Annotated in this window: 16 protein-coding genes; all 16 read left to right on the forward strand. The window is 60.4% G+C overall.

All coding sequences use genetic code 11. The annotated features are described in order from the left end of the window. Positions 1-749, forward strand: a 749-nt coding sequence (gene dapF / locus Q0341_RS13080) for a diaminopimelate epimerase (protein WP_299514094.1), incomplete at its 5' end; no start/stop codon positions are given. A gap of 17 nt (positions 750-766) precedes the next feature. After that, complete coding sequence (locus Q0341_RS13085; RefSeq protein WP_299514096.1) at positions 767-1,456, forward strand: DUF484 family protein; 690 nt, start codon at positions 767-769, stop codon at positions 1,454-1,456. Positions 1,457-1,459: 3 nt separating this feature from the next. Beyond that, positions 1,460-2,434, forward strand: coding sequence for a tyrosine recombinase XerC (locus Q0341_RS13090; RefSeq protein ID WP_299514098.1), 975 nt, complete (start codon positions 1,460-1,462; stop codon positions 2,432-2,434). A gap of 112 nt (positions 2,435-2,546) precedes the next feature. Further along, entirely contained in the window at positions 2,547-3,650 is a 1,104-nt protein-coding gene (locus tag Q0341_RS13095; protein ID WP_299514100.1) for a GTP-binding protein, read from the forward strand. 632 nt (positions 3,651-4,282) lie between these two features. Then, positions 4,283-4,960, forward strand: coding sequence for an RNA polymerase-binding protein DksA (dksA, locus tag Q0341_RS13100; RefSeq protein WP_299514102.1), 678 nt, complete (start codon positions 4,283-4,285; stop codon positions 4,958-4,960). A gap of 347 nt (positions 4,961-5,307) precedes the next feature. Next, a complete protein-coding gene (gene mraZ / locus Q0341_RS13105; RefSeq protein WP_299514104.1) occupies positions 5,308-5,736 on the forward strand; it encodes a division/cell wall cluster transcriptional repressor MraZ in 429 nt (142 codons plus the stop codon). 5 nt (positions 5,737-5,741) lie between these two features. After that, a complete protein-coding gene (rsmH, locus tag Q0341_RS13110) occupies positions 5,742-6,671 on the forward strand; it encodes a 16S rRNA (cytosine(1402)-N(4))-methyltransferase RsmH (RefSeq protein ID WP_299514106.1) in 930 nt (309 codons plus the stop codon). Continuing rightward, complete coding sequence (gene ftsL, locus Q0341_RS13115) at positions 6,668-6,979, forward strand: cell division protein FtsL (RefSeq protein ID WP_299514108.1); 312 nt, start codon at positions 6,668-6,670, stop codon at positions 6,977-6,979. The genes rsmH and ftsL overlap by 4 nt, the downstream gene beginning before the upstream one ends. Continuing rightward, the gene (locus tag Q0341_RS13120; protein ID WP_299514110.1) at positions 6,976-8,715 is read left to right on the forward strand and encodes a penicillin-binding protein 2; all 1,740 of its coding nucleotides are present in this window, start codon (positions 6,976-6,978) and stop codon (positions 8,713-8,715) included. The genes ftsL and Q0341_RS13120 overlap by 4 nt, the downstream gene beginning before the upstream one ends. Next, positions 8,715-10,235, forward strand: a complete 1,521-nt coding sequence (locus Q0341_RS13125; protein WP_299514113.1) for a UDP-N-acetylmuramoyl-L-alanyl-D-glutamate--2,6-diaminopimelate ligase — start codon at positions 8,715-8,717, stop codon at positions 10,233-10,235. Before Q0341_RS13120 ends, Q0341_RS13125 begins: the two co-directional genes overlap by 1 nt. Then, positions 10,232-11,683, forward strand: coding sequence for a UDP-N-acetylmuramoyl-tripeptide--D-alanyl-D-alanine ligase (gene murF, locus Q0341_RS13130; protein WP_299514115.1), 1,452 nt, complete (start codon positions 10,232-10,234; stop codon positions 11,681-11,683). The genes Q0341_RS13125 and murF overlap by 4 nt, the downstream gene beginning before the upstream one ends. Further along, complete coding sequence (gene mraY / locus Q0341_RS13135) at positions 11,673-12,851, forward strand: phospho-N-acetylmuramoyl-pentapeptide-transferase (RefSeq protein ID WP_299514117.1); 1,179 nt, start codon at positions 11,673-11,675, stop codon at positions 12,849-12,851. Before murF ends, mraY begins: the two co-directional genes overlap by 11 nt. A gap of 3 nt (positions 12,852-12,854) precedes the next feature. Continuing rightward, positions 12,855-14,663 carry a UDP-N-acetylmuramoyl-L-alanine--D-glutamate ligase gene (gene murD / locus Q0341_RS13140; RefSeq protein ID WP_299514120.1) on the forward strand — a complete coding sequence of 603 codons (1,809 nt, stop codon included), beginning with the start codon at positions 12,855-12,857 and terminating at the stop codon, positions 14,661-14,663. Further along, positions 14,660-15,961, forward strand: coding sequence for a putative lipid II flippase FtsW (gene ftsW, locus Q0341_RS13145; protein ID WP_299514123.1), 1,302 nt, complete (start codon positions 14,660-14,662; stop codon positions 15,959-15,961). Before murD ends, ftsW begins: the two co-directional genes overlap by 4 nt. Next, on the forward strand, positions 15,958-17,028 hold the full coding sequence (murG, locus tag Q0341_RS13150; protein WP_299514126.1) for an undecaprenyldiphospho-muramoylpentapeptide beta-N-acetylglucosaminyltransferase: 1,071 nt from the start codon (positions 15,958-15,960) through the stop codon (positions 17,026-17,028). Before ftsW ends, murG begins: the two co-directional genes overlap by 4 nt. Next, positions 17,025-17,545, forward strand: a 521-nt coding sequence (locus Q0341_RS13155; protein ID WP_299514129.1) for a Mur ligase domain-containing protein, incomplete at its 3' end; no start/stop codon positions are given. The genes murG and Q0341_RS13155, both read left to right, overlap by 4 nt.

Below are 17,545 nucleotides of genomic sequence, written 5' to 3' on the forward strand. Positions count from 1 at the left end.
TGGGGGCTGACCAGATCCTCACGGTGCGGCCTTCGCCCGCGCCGGGCCTGGACTTTGAATACGTGATCCACAACGCGGATGGCGGCGAGGTGGAGCATTGCGGCAACGGTGCCCGCTGCTTTGTGCGCTATGTGCGCGACAAAGGCCTGACCAACCAAAGCACCGTGCGCGTGAAAGTCCAAAAAGGCGAGATTGAGCTGCGCATGGACCCTGACGGGCGCGTCACGGTGGACATGGGGGCACCCGTGTTTGACTGGGCCAGCGTGCCTTTTGACCCCATGGGGCTGATCAGCGATCAGGTCAATTGCTGGCCGGTGTTTGACTTGGCGCTGGGCGAGCTGGGCATTGCGCGGGTAGCCGTGGTCTCGATGGGCAACCCGCATGCTGTGCAGCGCGTGGATGATGTGGACACCTTTCCAGTGCTGGCCCAAGGCCCCTTGATCGAGCGGCACCCGGCTTTTCCCAACCGGGTGAACGCGGGCTTCATGCAAATCGTTTCGCGCAGCCAAATACGGCTGCGGGTGTTCGAGCGCGGCGCAGGCGAGACCTTGGCCTGCGGCACAGGCGCGTGTGCGGCGGTGGTCGCAGGCATTCGCCAAGGCTGGTTGGACAGCCGTGTCGATGTGCAGACCCATGGCGGCGTGCTCACGATCGAGTGGGCTGGCAAAGCCGACAGCCCGGTGCGCATGACCGGCCCGGCCACTTCTGTTTTTGAGGGCAGCATCGACGTGCCCGACGCCCTTTTCTGAACGATTGGAGATCCGACATGACCCCTTCCGAGCCCATGAGCCCGATCACCGAAGACGACATCGCCGACTACTTGGTGAACACGCCGGACTTTTTTGAGCGCCACGCCTCGCTTTTGGCCACGGTGCAACTAACGCACCCGCAAAGCCACCGCGCTGTGGGCCTGCAAGAGCGGCAGGCGCAAATGTTGCGCGACAAAATCAAGGCACTGGAGCACCGCATCATGGACATGATGCGGCACGGCAACGAAAACATGATCCTCACCGACAAGCTGCACCGCTGGTCGTGCGAGTTGTTGGCCACGCCGCCTGACCATTTGGCCGAGTCGGCGGTCGACAACATCCGCGATTTATTCCAAGTGCCTCAGGTTGCCTTGCGCCTGTGGTCGCTGCAAGTCGCGCACGCCCAGTCTGCCTTTGCCCAAGGCGTGACCGAGACGGTGCAAGAGTTTGCCGCCACGCTGGACGCGCCTTATTTAGGCCCCAACGCGGGTTACGAGGCGGTGCAATGGTTGGACGAGCCCACCAAGGCGGCGTCGCTGGCTTTGCTGGCGCTGCGCGCAGCGCCGGGTCAGCCTGCGTTTGGTTTGTTGGTGTTGGCCTCGCCCGATGCCCAGCGCTTCAACAACCAGATGGGCACCGATCTGCTGGAGCGCCTGGCCGAGCTGGCGGGTGCGGCTTTGTCGGTGTTGAAAAATCAGCAGGCCTGAGCTATGTCGGACTCAGCGGCCATCGACCCGCTGGTCACCCGCTATCTGGACCATGTGCGCTTTGAAAAGCGCTTGGCCGAGCGCACTTGCACGCTGTATCAGCTGGATTTGATGCGCCTGGTCGACATGGCTGTGGCGATTCAGCTGCCTTTGTTGCAGGTGCAAAACGGCCACATCCGCCGCTGGGTGGCGCAGATGCACAGCGCCGGGCGCAGTGGCCGGGGCATCGCCTTGATTTTGTCGGGTTGGCGCGGCTTTTACACCTGGCTGGGCCGTGAAGGCTTGATCGCGCAGAACCCGGTGGCCGATGTGCGCGCCCCGCGCGTGGCCAAGCCCTTGCCCAAGGCGCTGGGGGTGGACGAAGCGGTGCAACTGGCCGAGCACGAAGAGGACAACGACGACCCCTGGCTGGAAGCGCGCGACGCGGCCATGGTGGAGCTGCTGTATGGCTGTGGCCTGCGCATTGCCGAGCTGACCGGATTGGACGTGGTGGCCAGCACCGAGGCAGCGCGGGCTGGGCGCGGCTGGATTGACTTGCCCAATGCCGAAGTGCAGGTGCAGGGCAAAGGCAACAAGCGCCGCAGCGTGCCTTTGGGGCGTGCGGCCATCGAGACGCTGACGCACTGGCTGGCCATGCGCCCGCAATTGCCGGGCATGCTGACGCAACCGACATCGGGTGCCTCGAGTTTGGCGCTGGCGCTGTTTCCTGGGCAGCACGGTACGCGCCTGACGCCCCGCGGCGTGGCGCAGCGCCTCAAGCGCCGCAGCCTGCTGGCAGGTCTGGCCACTCCTGTGCACCCGCACATGCTGCGCCACTCCTTTGCCAGCCATGTGCTGCAGTCCAGCGGCGACTTGAGGGCGGTGCAAGAGCTGCTGGGCCACGCCAACATCAGCACCACCCAGGTCTACACGCGGCTGGACTTTCAGCACCTGGCCAAAACCTACGACGCCACGCACCCCCGGGCCAAGCGCAAGTGAAGCCCACGGCCTGCGGCAAAGCCTTTGCGTGAGGCCATGCCGCGTCGTTCAGGTGCTGGGCTTGAATTCGTCGCTACACTCCCCAACTCTTGTCTTTTAGTGGAACCGCGCCATGTCCCTGATCCCCACCACCATCCTGACCGGCTTCTTGGGCTCAGGCAAAACCACCCTGCTCAAGCGCGTGCTGACCGAGGCCCACGGCCAAAAGATTGCCGTGATCGAGAACGAGTTTGGTGAGGAAAACATCGACAGCGACATCCTGGTCTCGGACACCAACGAGCAGATCATCCAGATGAGCAACGGTTGCATCTGCTGCACCATCCGCGAAGACCTGCGCGTGACCTTGCAGCTGTTGGCCGCCAAGCGCCGCAAGGGCTTGCTGGACTTTGACCGCATCGTGATCGAAACCACGGGTCTGGCCGACCCCGGCCCGGTGGCGCAGACTTTTTTCATGGACGACGAGATCGCCGAGACCTATTTGCTCGATTCCATCTTGACGCTGGTGGACGCCAAGCACGCTGCCCAGCAACTCAACGACCGCCAAGAAGCGCGTCGTCAGGTGGGCTTTGCAGACCAGATCTTCATCAGCAAGGCCGACCTGGTCTCGCCTGAGGAACTGGATGCCCTGCAGCACCGTTTGAAACACATGAATCCCCGTGCCCCGCAAAAAGTGGTGCATTTCGGCGAGGTGGCCCTGTCTGAGGTGTTTGACCTCAAAGGTTTCAACCTGAACGCCAAGCTGGACATCGACCCGGACTTTCTGAAAGACGATGCGCATGACCACGACCATGAGCACGGTGAGCATTGCGATCACCCGTCCCACCAGCATGATCACGACCATGAGCACGGCGAGCACTGCGACCATCCGTCACACCAGCACGATGCCGCCCACGGTCAGGGGCACCACCATCACCACGACGATGACGTCAAGAGCTTCGTTTTCCGTTCTGACAAAGCCTTTGATCCGGCCAAATTGGAAGATTTCCTGGGTGCGATTGTCAACATTTATGGCCCGCGCATGCTGCGCTACAAAGGCGTGTTGAACATGCGCGGCACCGAGCGCAAGGTGATTTTCCAGGGCGTGCACCAGCTCATGGGCAGCGATTTGGGCCCCATGTGGGCCGATAGCGAGACCAAAATGAGCAAGATGGTTTTCATTGGCATCGATTTGCCCAAAGACATCTTGCTCCAAGGCCTGGAGCAGTGCCTGGTGTGAGCACGGTGGCCGTCTGTGTGCAGTCGGGCATTGTTTTGCAACGATCTGGTCTTTAATCCACCTTGCGGCGAATTTTGACCGTTCTAGTCGCTACAATCGCCCGCCGACGGCACCGCCTTTTGGGCAGCGCTGGCGAACCCCACAAGGTCTATAACAAGGGTTTGAAAAGCACATGAACAGGTTTTGGGCCGGCTGCGCAGGGACAGACGGTCTGAAGTCTGCCCTTTGACACGGCTAGGAGACAAGACGTGAAGACCGCTAACAAGACAAAACCAAAAACACAGGCCGCTGTGGCCAAGAAAGCAACTGCTGTCAAAGCCGCAGCTGCCCCCCAGCCTAAAGTTAAAGCATCGCCAGCGAAGCCGGCCGTGGCCAAACCTGCAGCTTCAGCCAAGTTGCCCACAGCCAAGGCCGCAGTCAAATCTTCAGCACCCGCGAAGCCACCCGTGGCCAAGGCCTCTCCCAAACCTGTTGCCAAAGCTGCAGTCAAACCTGCCGCAAAAGCGGTCCCCGACCCCAAAGCCACGGCAGCCAAAAAAACCAGCGCTGCCGTCCCTTCCCGTCCTGCTGCCCCTCAGCCTGTCAAGGCAGCACCTGTCCCCAAGACAGCCCAGGCATCCAAAGCGAAACTTATGAGCGTGACCCCCGTGGAATCAGTTAAATCTCCTGCAGAACCAACCCCCGCCAGCACGGCCCCTGCGCCCGAGCAGCTGGTCCGCGCGACGCGACCCTCAGCCCGTCTGGCACAGATCACCGTGCCCTCTTTGCCCCCGGCAGTGGCCTCCACGGCGGCCAAATCGAGCTTTTTGCCCAGCACACAACCAGCGGCTGTGTCCGTGCCCTTTGCGCCCATCAAAAAAGACCCCAAGCTGGCCAACAACTGGAAGAGCAAAAAGGTCGACGAGTTGTCGGATGCCGAGATTCTGGCCATGTCCGACGACGAATACATGAACGACATGCAGATGGCCTATTTCCGCCTGAAGTTGACGCATTTGAAGCAGGACATTTTGGCCAGCGCAGGCCTGACGACAGAACACCTGCGCGAGGACACCGTGGTCGTGCCCGACCCGGCTGACCGTGCCACCATTGAAGAAGAGCACGCTTTGGAGCTGCGCACCCGCGACCGTGAGCGCAAGCTGCTCAAGAAAATTGAGCAATCGATCCAGCGCATTGATGCAGGCGATTACGGTTTTTGCGATGAGACAGGCGAAGCCATTGGTGTGGGCCGGTTGTTGGCACGCCCCACGGCCACTTTGTCACTGGAAGCGCAGCAGCGCCGGGAACTCAAGCAAAAAATGTTTGGTGACTGAGCGTTGCTTGGTGCTTGATCACGACAAAAACCGCCTGCCAAGGCGGTTTTTTTACGTCTTGGCGGCAATTGTTAAATTTAGTGGGTGTTTTGCATCCAACGACTTTGTTGTTTTTGATTTTTTTACTCCTTGAGGTCTTACTTTCAATGCCTCGTGTAAGTGTTTAATTTTGAAAGAAATTTAAATTCAACTGAGGTTCAGTATGGGTGCTAAGCCCTTGATTTCATTGAAAAAAAACGATCTACACCCTTTGGTTGGTGTTCATTTCCTGATACAGTGCAAAAAAGTGCAATTAAGTGGGAGTTAGTGCCACTGATGTGCTTTTTCCACACCAAAGGGTCTTCGCCGTGTTTCAAGGGGCTTCATCGCTGAGTCTGGATGCCAAGGGGCGGCTGTCTGTGCCGACTCGGCACCGTGACGTCTTGAGCGCCACGGCACAGGGCCAGCTGACGATCACCAAGCACCCGCATGGCTGCCTGATGGTGTTTCCCCGCCCCGAATGGGAAAAGTTCCGTGAGCGCATTGCCGAGTTGCCCATGTCGGCCCAGTGGTGGAAGCGCATCTTTTTGGGCAATGCCATGGATGTGGAGATGGACGGCACCGGGCGCGTGCTGATCTCGCCCGAATTGCGCCAGGCGGCCGGTATTGCCAAAGACACCATGCTGCTGGGCATGGGCAATCACTTTGAGCTGTGGGACAAAACCACTTACGACGCGCAAGAAGCGCAGGCCATGCAAGGTGAGATGCCTGACGTGTTCAAAGACTTTTCCTTCTGAACGCCATGACCGACACCGCACTGACCCACACCACCGTGCTTTTGAACGAAGCGGTGGACGAATTGTTCCAAGCCGCAGCCGGGGCCGATGGTACTTATGTGGACGCCACATTTGGCCGTGGCGGTCATTCACGCCTGATCTTGTCTCGTTTGTCTGCGCAAGGACGTTTGCAAGCCTTTGACCGTGACTTGGAAGCCATTGCCGAAGCCCAGCGGATTGAAGATGAGCGGTTCGTTATTCGGCACGATGCTTTTTCTCACCTCGGTGAGCTGCCCGCCGGCAGTGTCGACGGTGTGCTGATGGACTTGGGCATCAGCTCTCCCCAGATCGACAGCCCCGAGAGGGGTTTTTCTTTTCGTTTTGAGGGCCCACTGGACATGCGCATGGACACCACGCGCGGTCAAAGTGTGGCCGACTGGCTGGCCACCGCAGAGGTGGATCAAATCACGGAGGTGATACGTGACTATGGCGAAGAACGGTTTGCTTTTCAGATTGCAAAGGCGCTTGTGGCTCGCCGAGAGGAGCGGGGCCCAATATCAAGCACCTCCGATTTGGCCCAGCTCGTGGCTGACACGGTCAAAACCCGCGAGCCGGGGCAAAACCCCGCCACGCGGACATTTCAGGCTTTTCGGATTTTCATCAATGCCGAACTTGAAGAGCTCGAACAGGCGCTAGAGGGCAGTTTGCGGGTGCTGGCCCCGGGTGGTCGCTTGGTGGTCATCAGCTTTCATTCGCTGGAGGACCGCATCGTCAAGCAGTTCATCGCCAAGCACTCCAAGGAGGTGGTGGACCGCCGCGTGCCCTTTGCCGAGCCCGTGAAGATGCGCTTAAAAGCGCAAGGGCGTGTGCGCCCAAGCGAATCAGAAGTGCGCGGCAACCCGCGCTCACGCAGTGCCATCATGCGCATGGCCGAGCGCACCGAGGTGCCCGCATGACCCGGCTCAGTTTGCTGCTGCTGATCGCCACGGTCACCAGTGCTCTGTGGCTGGTGCACAGCCATTACGAGTCACGCCGCATGTTCATGGCTTTGGAGACCGCGCGTCAAGAAAGCAAGCGCTTGGCGGTCGATCAAGACCGTCTCGACGTTGAGCGCCGCGCCCAAGCCGCGCCTTTGCGGGTTGAAAAAATCGCTCGCCAGCAATTGCAAATGCGCGCAGCCTCGCCGGCTATTACCCGCTACGTTTCGGGCAATGGCGCATTGGACGCGGTCTCGACATCCATTCAAACAGGGGCGGCGAAGTGAACCACAGCCGCAGTGTTCAATTGACGTCCAGCCCATTGCTGGCCAGCAAGACGCCTGTCTGGCGCAGCAAACTGATTGTGGCGGCGATGGCTTTGGGTTTTATCGCCCTGGTCGGGCGGGCTGCGCATGTGCAGGTCATTGACAACGATTTCTTCATTCGCCAAGGCGAAGTGCGTTTTGCGCGCACCTTGAGCTTGCCCGCGAACCGAGGCCGTGTGCTGGATCGCAATGGCGTGTTGCTGGCTTCCAGTGTGCCAGCGCCCAGCATTTGGGCCAGCCCTGAAAGCATCGACCGCGACCCAGCCAAATTGCGCCAACTGGCCCGCTTGCTGGGCATGACGACAGCGGAGCTGGACAAAAAGCTTCTGGACGATGAAAAAACCTTTGTTTGGTTGCGCCGCCAAATGGACGAGCCTGTGGCCAAGCAAATTTTGGACTTGGGCATCAAGGGCGTGTTCGACATCAAAGAGTACAAACGGGTCTACCCTGAAGGCGAGGCTTCCGCCCATGTTGTGGGCTTCACCAACGTCGAAGACAAAGGGCAAGAGGGCGTTGAGCTGGTTTTTCAAAAGCAACTGGCAGGCCAGGCGGGTTCGCGTCGGGTCATCAAGGACCGACTTGGCCGCGTGGTTGAAGCGGTGGGTGAGACCGTGCAGCCAGAGGATGGTCAAGATTTGCAGCTGAGCATCGACAGCAAAGTGCAGTTCTACGCCTACCAAACCTTGCGTGATGCGATCACGGAGCACAAAGCCAAGGCAGGCAGTGTGGTGGTTTTGGATACCCAAACGGGTGAAATTTTGGCATTGGCCAATTACCCAAGCTATTCGCCTGACAAACGTGTCAACCTCAGCGGCGAGCAACTGCGTAACCGCGCGCTGACCGACACCTTTGAGCCGGGCTCCACCATGAAGCCGTTCACGGTGGCGCTGGCCCTGGAAAAAGGTTTGGTCAAGCCTGAGACGCAAATCCAGACCGCACCTGGGCGGATCAACATCACGGGCTCCACCATCAGCGATGCCCACCCGCACGGCTTGCTCACGGTCAATGAGGTGATACAAAAATCCAGCAACGTGGGCACCGTCAAGATCGCAATGCAGATGCCTGCGCGTGAGATGTGGGAAATGTTCTCAGAAGTGGGATTTGGGCAAAAGCCCACTTTGCCTTTTCCGGGGGTGGTCAGTGGCCGTTTGCGGCCCTACAAATCGTGGCGTCCGGTTGAGCAAGCCACCATGAGCTACGGCTACGGAGTCTCGGGCAGCTTGCTGCAAGTCGCGCGGGCCTACACCGTGTTTGCCCGTGACGGCGAAGTCGTGCCGACGACCTTGATGAAGACGGACCAACCCGTGGCCGGAACCCGCGTGATCAGCGCGAAAAATGCCATGGCCATGCGCAAGATGCTGCAGATGGCAGCGGGCCCAGGTGGCACCGGGCCACTGGCCCAAACCATTGGGTATTCGGTGGGTGGGAAATCGGGCACCGCACGCAAGCAAAAAGGCAAGGGCTACGCCAGCAAAAAGTACCGCAGCTTTTTTGTGGGCATTGCCCCTATTGAGCAGCCGCGGATTGTGGTGGCGGTGATGGTCGACGAGCCTTCTAACGGCGTTTTCTACGGTGGGGCTGTAGCAGGGCCGGTGTTCAGTCAAACAGTGCAGCAAACCCTGCGCCTGATGGGCGTGCAGCCCGACATGGCGGTCAAGCCGCAAATTGTGGCCAAAGCGGTGGAGGAGTCGTTTTGATGCGCACCCTGCACAACGCTCAAGACGCGGCCCGCTGGTTGCGCGGCTGTGTGACGGGTGAGCTGCGCACCGACAGCCGCTTGGTACAGCCCGGCGATGGTTTCATTGCATGGCCAGGGGCTGCCACCGACGGTCGGCGTTATGTGTCACAGGCTTTGGCGCAAGGCGCTACAGCTTGCTTGATGGAAGCCCAAGGCCATGAGCCGTGGCTTGCAGCGCTGCCGTCCGATGCGCTGCCGTGCTTGGCTGCGATGCCTGAGCTGAAAGCACAAACGGGGCGGGTCGCCGATGCTTATTACGAGCAGCCAAGCCAAGCGCTTGGCGTACTGGCGGTCACGGGCACTAACGGCAAGACTTCAGTGGCCTGGTGGCTGGCGCAGGCCATGTCTTCGCCTTTGCTGGGGCATGCTTGCGGCCTGATCGGCACTTTGGGCGTTGGCCGCGTGCCTGAGCTGGTGAGCACGGGCATGACCACGCCCGATCCGGTGTTGCTGCAGCGGCAGTTCAAGCGGTTTGTCGATGACGGTGTCACGCATTGCGCCATTGAGGCTTCATCCATCGGATTGGCTGAACACCGGCTCGACGGTACGCGCATCCAGGTGGCTGTGTTCACCAATTTCACACAGGACCACCTCGATTACCACGGTGACATGGCGCACTATTGGGCGGCCAAAGAAGCTTTGTTTGGCTGGCCAGGTTTGCAAGCCGCAGTCATCAATGTTGATGACCCGCAGGGTGCGCTGCTGGCCCAAAATTTGAACGGCCGTGGGCTGGATGTGTGGACCTGTTCGCGCCAAACGTCAGCCCGCTTGCAAGCCCGCGCTGTGCCCAGCCAAGATGGTTTGGCGTTTGAAGTCACGGAGGGTGCGAATGTGCAGACCCTGCACACAGGCCTCATAGGGGATTACAACATCGACAACCTGCTCGCCGTCTTGGGCAGCATGCGTGCTTTGGGTGTTGATTTGGCGCAGGCGGTGCAAGCCTGTGCCCACTTGACCGCAGTGCCGGGCCGGATGCAGCGCGTGCAGGCTTCGGCGCTAGGTGGTGCATTGCCTTTGGTGGTGGTCGATTACGCGCACACCCCCGATGCCGTGTCTCACACATTGGCGGCGTTGCGCTCGCAAGCGGCTGCTCGGGGCGGGCGCTTGTGGTGTGTGCTGGGCTGTGGTGGCGACCGCGATGCGAAGAAGCGCCCCTTGATGGCCGCCGCCGCAGAAGCCGCTGCCGACCAAGTGGTATTGACCAGCGACAACCCCCGCTCCGAATCACCCGAGGCCATTTTGGCTGCGATGGTTTCTGGCCTGACGCGTCCGCAGGTGGTTCACATTCAATCGGACCGCGCAGTGGCCATCGCCGAGGTCGTGGCACAAGCCGCCACACAAGATGTGATTTTGGTGGCGGGCAAAGGCCACGAAACCACACAAGAGATCATGGGTGTGCAGCATGCTTTTTCGGATGTGCTGCAGGTCCAAGCCGGGTTGCAGCTGCGCGCAGACCTTGGCCAGAGGGTCGGCGCATGAGTGGCTTGAACACCCCCATGAACCTGAAGCTGACGCAAGCCCTGAGCTGGCTGAGCCAGGCTCGCGGCGTGAATCTGTTGGATGAGGTGGCCGATCGGGTGCACACCGACAGCCGCAGCCTGCAAGCCGGCGATCTGTTTGTAGCCTTGCGCGGTGAGCGTTTCGATGGCAACGATTTCATCGCCCAAGCCAAGGCTCAAGGCGCCGTAGCCGTGGTGTGCGAAGCCTCGGGCGAAGCCCTGGCGCTGGCGCAAGGCTTGCCTGCGCTGGTGGTGCCCGATGCGCGCATCGCCTTGGGTGAGCTCGCCGCAGGCTGGCGTGCCCAGTTCAGTTTGCCCTTGATCGCGGTGACCGGCAGCAATGGCAAAACCACCGTGACACAAATGACCGCGGCCATTTTGCGCGCCTATGCGGGTGATGATGCCTTGTCCACTCAGGGCAACCTGAACAACGACATTGGCGTGCCGCTGACCTTGTTCAATTTACGCGCCCACCACCGCATCGCTGTCGTCGAGTTGGGCATGAACCACCCCGGTGAAATCGCCTATTTGTCTCAGTTGGCTCGGCCCACTGTGGCCTTGGTGAACAACGCGCAACGCGAGCACCAAGAATTCATGGGCACGGTCGAAGCGGTGGCGCACGAAAACGGCGCTGTGCTGCAGGCCTTGCCCCCTGAGGGCGTGGCGGTGTTTCCGACAGACGATGCCTACACCCCGATTTGGCAGGCTTTGTCAGGCCAGCGGGTCTGCCATGGCTTTGCCATGGCCTCGAATGATGAAGCCAGTGTGCGGGCCGCTGTGGTGGTTTGGCAGTCGGGGGCTTGGCAGTTCACACTCAAAACCCCCGAGGGCACCGCGCCTGTGCGCCTGCACATTGCCGGGCGTCACAACGTCAAAAATGCGCTGGCCGCCACGGCCTGCGCTTTGGCTGCCGGTGTACCGCTGGCGGCTGTGGCCCAGGGCTTGGTGGCTTTTGAGCCGGTCCAGGGCCGATCACGGGCACTGCTGCTGAACGTCGAATCAGCCGAGATCACCTTGATCGACGACACCTACAACGCCAACCCGGATTCGGTGCGCGCCGCTATCGATGTCTTGGCCGAGTTGCCCTCGCCGCGTTTGCTGGTGCTGGGCGACATGGGCGAAGTCGGCAACCAAGGCCCAGAGTTCCATGCCGAGGTGGGGGCCTACGCCGCAGAGCGCGGTATCGAAGCCTTGTTCACCCTGGGCGATTTGTGCACGCACAGTGCACAGGCCTTTGGGATGGCCCGGCATTTTCAAGACATGGACACGTTGCTGACAACCGTCACCGCACAGGTGGGTGAATTTCAGAGTGTGGTCGTCAAAGGTTCTCGCTTCATGAAGATGGAGCGGGTGGTGCAAGCCCTGCTGTCACGGGGCGACGACCAGAACAGTCAAAACAATAAAAAGGGAGAGTCCCATGCTGCTTAGCCTGGCCCAATGGTTGCAAAGTTTGTCCCCTGAGTGGGGCTTTTTGCGTGTTTTCCAATACATCACCTTCCGTGCGGTGATGGCTGCGATGACGGCGCTCTTGATCGGCCTGGCCGCAGGCCCCTGGGTCATCCGCCGCTTGACCTCGCTCAAGATTGGCCAGCCCATCCGTGGTTACGGCATGGAATCGCACTTGTCCAAAAGCGGCACCCCCACCATGGGCGGTGTGCTCATCTTGTTGTCGATCGCCATCTCTACTTTGTTGTGGTTTGACCTGTCCAACCGTTTTGTCTGGATCGTGCTGATCGTGACCCTGGGCTTTGGGGCCATTGGCTGGGTCGACGACTGGCGCAAGGTGGTCAACAAAGACCCCGAAGGCATGCGTTCACGCGAAAAGTATTTCTGGCAATCGGTCATCGGCTTGCTGGCCGCATTGTGTTTGGTGTTCAGCATTTCCGAAAATTCCAACGCGCGGGTGTTGGACTTGTTTGTTCAGTGGGTCATGTCGGGCTTTGAAGTGAGCTTGCCCCTGAAGGCCGGATTGCAGGTGCCCTTCTTCAAAGAGATCACCTATCCACTGGGTGTGCTGGGCTTTGTGTTGCTGACTTATTTGGTGATCGTGGGGTCGAGCAATGCGGTCAACCTCACGGACGGTTTGGACGGCCTGGCCATCATGCCAGTGGTCATGGTGGGCTCGGCGCTGGGCGTTTTTGCCTACGTGACGGGCAGCTCGGTGTATTCTAAGTACCTGTTTTTCCCACACATTCCGGGCTCGGGCGAGTTGCTGATTTTTTGCGCCGCCATGGCGGGCGCGGGCCTGGCCTTCTTGTGGTTTAACACCCACCCTGCCCAAGTGTTCATGGGCGATGTGGGCGCGCTGGCGCTGGGCGCAGCGCTGGGCACCATCGCGGTCATCGTTCGGGCCGAAATTGTGCTGGCCATCATGGGCGGCATCTTTGTGGTGGAGGCCTTGTCGGTGATGGCGCAGGTCACCTACTTCAAGTACACCAAGAAAAAATACGGTGAAGGTCGACGCATCCTGAAGATGGCGCCCTTGCATCACCATTTTGAGAAAAGCGGCTGGAAAGAAACGCAGGTGGTTGTACGTTTCTGGATCATCACCATGCTGCTGTGTCTGGTCGGCTTGTCGACCCTGAAGCTGAGGTAAGCCATGCAGCTCCAAGGTCAACACGTTCTGATTCTCGGTTTGGGTGCTTCGGGCCTGGCGATGGCCCGTTGGTGTGCCCATGCCGGAGCCGACGTGACCGTGGCCGACACCCGTGAAACCCCGCCACAGTTGACTGCTTTGCAGGCTGAGTGGCCTGCCGTGCGCTTTGTGTCGGGGACTTTTGTGGCCAGTCTGGTCGAAGGCACGGCTGTGCGTGCGGTGTTCCGCAGCCCGGGCATCGCCCCTGAGGTGGTGGCCCCCGTGGTGGATGCGGCCCGCAGCATGGGCCTGTGGCAAGGCGGTGAGCTGAGCTTGTTTGCAGCGGGCTTGCAAGACTTGAAAGCCCGCTTTGGCTACGCACCGCAGGTGCTGGCCATCACCGGCACCAATGGCAAGACCACGGTCACATCGCTCACCGGGCAGCTGGTGGCGCGTGCGGGTAAAACCGTGAAAGTGGCGGGCAACATTGGCCCCACATTGCTCGACACCTTGGCCCAGGCCATGACCCAAGCCCAGGCGCAAGTCGCGCAGGACGCCGCTGAACGTGAATTGGCCGAGCGTGAAGCGGCTGAAATGGACAGCGAGCCAACCGAGGCCTTGGTCGTCCAGAGCCCCGCCCCTGTGCAGGCCACAAGCGAAACGCACACGACTGAAGCGGCAACCGGCGATGCGCCCGAGACGGTGGATGTGCTTGAGCAAGCCGCGGGCACGTCAGAAGAACCGGACGAGGTACCCGAAGCCGAAGCCGAAGCCGAGCTTGCGCTTGCGCAGCCCCTGCCACCGGTCACCCTGGACCCCATGGCGCAAGCGTTGCCCCAAGTGTGGGTGTTGGAGCTTTCCAGCTTCCAACTCGACAGCAGCGAGGGTTTTGAACCCACGGCCGCGACAGTGCTCAACATCTCGCAAGACCACCTGGACTGGCATGGCAGCATGGCCGACTATGCTGCGGCCAAAGCCCGCATTTTTGGAGCGCAGGCCCTGATGGTGCTCAACCGCGAAGACCCGCAGGTCATGGCCATGCGGCCAGCGCCTGTGCGCGTGAAGTTGCAAAAACCGTTAGAGCGCGCTTGCGTGCAGTTTGGTGGCGACATGCCCCAACGCCCAGGGGACTTCGGCATTGAAGTGACGCACGGTATGACCTGGTTGGTGCGCGCTTTGGAGGCCGATGAAACACGTCGCCGCCGCAAAGACGCTGAAGAAGAGCTGCACATTCAACGCCTGATGCCAGCCGATGCTTTGCGCATCCGCGGTCGCCACAACGCAGTCAATGCGCTCGCCGCCCTGGCGCTGGCCAGCAGCGCGGGCTGCGCCCTGGGCCCCATGCTGTACGGCTTGCGCGAATACCGGGGCGAACCCCACCGCGTCGAGCCGGTGGCCATCGTCCATGAGGTGGAGTATTTTGACGACAGCAAAGGCACCAATGTGGGCGCCACGGTGGCCGCCTTGCAAGGGCTGGGCGCTGATCGGCGTGTGGTGGTGATTTTGGGCGGTGATGGCAAAGGCCAAGATTTCTCGCCCTTGGCCGATCCCGTGTCGCGCTTTGCCCGCAGTGTGGTCTTGATTGGCCGAGATGCGCCGCGCATCCGCGAGGTGTTGCACAACACGGGCGTGGCTTTGTTGGATGCCCGTGACATGCAAGACGCCGTGGTGCAAGCCGCCGCCGAGGCCAAAAGTGGCGACGCGGTGCTGATGTCGCCAGCCTGCGCAAGTTTTGACATGTTTGAACATTACGGTCACCGTGCCGAGGTTTTTTGTCAGGCCGTGGCCGAATTGGCGCAAGCTGCAGGTGTGTCGATGGAGGGTGGCCTGTGAGCGACAGCTTGAGCATCAGCCAACGCCTGCACATGGGGTTTGCACGCTTGCTTGCGTTGGTTCCTGGTCGCGTGTCGGGTGGGGCATCAGCGGGGGTGCAGAGCTTACCGGTCAACTTAGGTGACTACGGTCTGAACAGCCATTCACGCGGCAATGCGGCCCGCATGCAAAGTGTTGACCAGGCCCTGCTTTGGGTGGTGGGTGCATTGCTGCTGTGGGGCATGGTCATGGTGTATTCGGCCTCGATTGCGATGCCGGACAACCCCAAATTTGCGCGCTATTCACACACCCACTTTTTAACCCGGCATGTCATCTCCATGGTGGTGGGTTTCATTGTGGCCTTGCTGGCGTTTCAGATCCGGATGGAAACCTGGGAAAAGCTGGCCAAGCCCTTGTTCTTGTTGGCCTTGGTGTTGCTGGCCTTGGTGCTCGTGCCGTTCATTGGCAAGGGCGTCAATGGGGCCCGGCGCTGGATTTCTTTTGGGGTGATGAATTTTCAGCCCTCTGAATTGGCCAAATTGGCCACCATCATTTACGCCGCCGATTACATGGTGCGCAAGATGGATGTGAAAGAAAAGTTCTTCAAGGCCGTTTGGCCCATGGGGGCCGCAGTGGGCTTGGCCGGGGTCTTCTTGCTTGCAGAGCCGGACATGGGCGCGTTCATGGTCATTGCCACCGTGGCCATGGGCATTTTGTTTTTGGGTGGCGTGAATGCCCGGATGTTCTTCCTGATTTTGGGCGTCTTGATTCTGGCGTTTGTGGTCATGATTGCCGAATCGCCGTGGCGCAGAGAGCGCATCTTTGCCTACCTCGATCCTTTCAGTGCGGAGCACGCCTTGGGCAAAGGCTACCAACTGACCCACTCATTGATTGCCATTGGTCGCGGTGAAATTTGGGGTGTCGGGCTGGGGGGCAGCGTAGAAAAGTTGCACTGGTTGCCCGAGGCGCATACCGACTTTTTGCTGGCTGTGATCGGTGAAGAATTTGGCCTCGTGGGCGTGACTTTGGTGATCTGCCTGTTCTTGTGGCTCAGCCGCCGCATCATGGTGATTGGACGCCAAGCGATTGCGCTGGAAAAAGTGTTTGCCGGTTTGGTTGCCCAAGGCGTGGGCATTTGGATTGGCTTTCAGGCCTTCATCAACATGGGCGTGAACCTGGGTGCCTTGCCCACCAAAGGCCTGACCTTGCCCCTCATGAGTTACGGCGGTTCGGCCATCTTGATGAACTTGGTGGCCATCGCCATCGTGTTGCGCATCGATGCCGAAAACAAACAAATGATGCGTGGAGGCCGAGCATGACAGACAAGATCAAAACTGCATTGGTCATGGCCGGCGGCACAGGGGGACACATTTTTCCAGGCTTGGCCGTGGCCGAGGCCCTGCGCGAAGCAGGCTGGCAAGTGCATTGGCTGGGCGCGCCCGCCAGCATGGAGGCCGAGCTGGTGCCTGCACGCGGTTTCGCTTTCGAGCCTGTCGATTTTGGTGGGGTGCGCGGCAAAGGCTTGCAGACCCTGGCGTTGCTGCCACTGCGTTTGTTGCGTGCTTTTTGGCAAAGCCTGCAGGTGGTTCGCCGCGTGCAACCCGATGTGGTGTTGGGCTTGGGCGGGTACATCACCTTCCCCGGCGGCATGATGGCCAGTTTGTGGGGCAAGCCCTTGGTTTTGCACGAGCAAAATTCGGTCGCGGGCCTGGCCAATAAGGTGCTGGCGGCATTGGCCGACCGGGTCTTCACGGCTTTCCCAGGCGTGTTCAAAACAGGTCAATGGGTGGGCAACCCACTGCGCCGATCCTTCACAGAACAAGCCACCCCAGAACAACGATTTGCCGGGCGCACAGGTCCACTGCGGGTGCTGGTGGTGGGCGGCAGCTTGGGCGCCAAAGCCCTGAACGACATCGTTCCGCAAGCGCTGGCCTTGCTGTCCGAAGACAAGCGCCCCGTGGTCACGCACCAAAGCGGCGCGAAACAAATTGAAGCCTTGCGGACCAACTACGCGGTCGCAGGTGTGCAAGCCGAGTTGACCCCTTTCATTGACGACACCGCCACGGCATTTGCGCAAGCCGATCTCGTGATCTGCCGCGCCGGGGCCAGCACCGTGACCGAGTTGGCTGCGGTCGGGGTGGCGGCTTTGTATGTGCCTTTTCCGTTTGCGGTGGATGACCACCAAACCACCAACGCGCAATTTTTGGTGGCCTCGGGCGGCGGCTGGTTAACACCCCAGGCCGAATTGACGCCGCAAAACTTGGCCGACAGGCTGGCGGCCTTGAGCCGAGAAACCTTGTTGGATGTGGCGCAAAAAGCCCATGCACAGAAAAAAACAAATGCAACCCGCGAGGTTGTGATGGCTTGTGAGGAATTGGCGGGATGAAACACGCGATCCGAAAAATACATTTCATTGGCGTGGGCGGCTCGGGCATGAGCGGCATTGCTGAAGTGTTGTTGAACCTGGGCTACCAAATTTCAGGTTCGGATTTGAACGACAGCGCCACGCTGCAGCGCTTGGCCGCTTTGGGCATTGAAACCCATGTGGGCCACACCCCTGACAACGTCCAAGACGCCGATGCGGTGGTGACATCGACTGCCGTCAAGGCCGACAACCCCGAGGTATTGGCTGCGCGTGCACGCCACATCCCCATCGTCCCGCGTGCGGTCATGTTGGCCGAACTCATGCGCATGAAGCAAGGCATCGCCATTGCAGGCACGCATGGCAAAACCACCACCACCAGCTTGGTGGCGAGCGTCTTGGCCGAAGCCGGACTGGACCCCACCTTTGTGATCGGAGGCCGCCTGAACAGCGCAGGGGCCAACGCCAAGCTGGGCACGGGCGACTACATCGTGGTCGAGGCCGACGAGTACGACCGGACGTTCCTCCGCCTGGCGCCCAT

This window comes from uncultured Limnohabitans sp., from assembly GCF_937889215.1.
In the GTDB taxonomy this organism is placed as follows: domain Bacteria; phylum Pseudomonadota; class Gammaproteobacteria; order Burkholderiales; family Burkholderiaceae_C; genus Limnohabitans_A.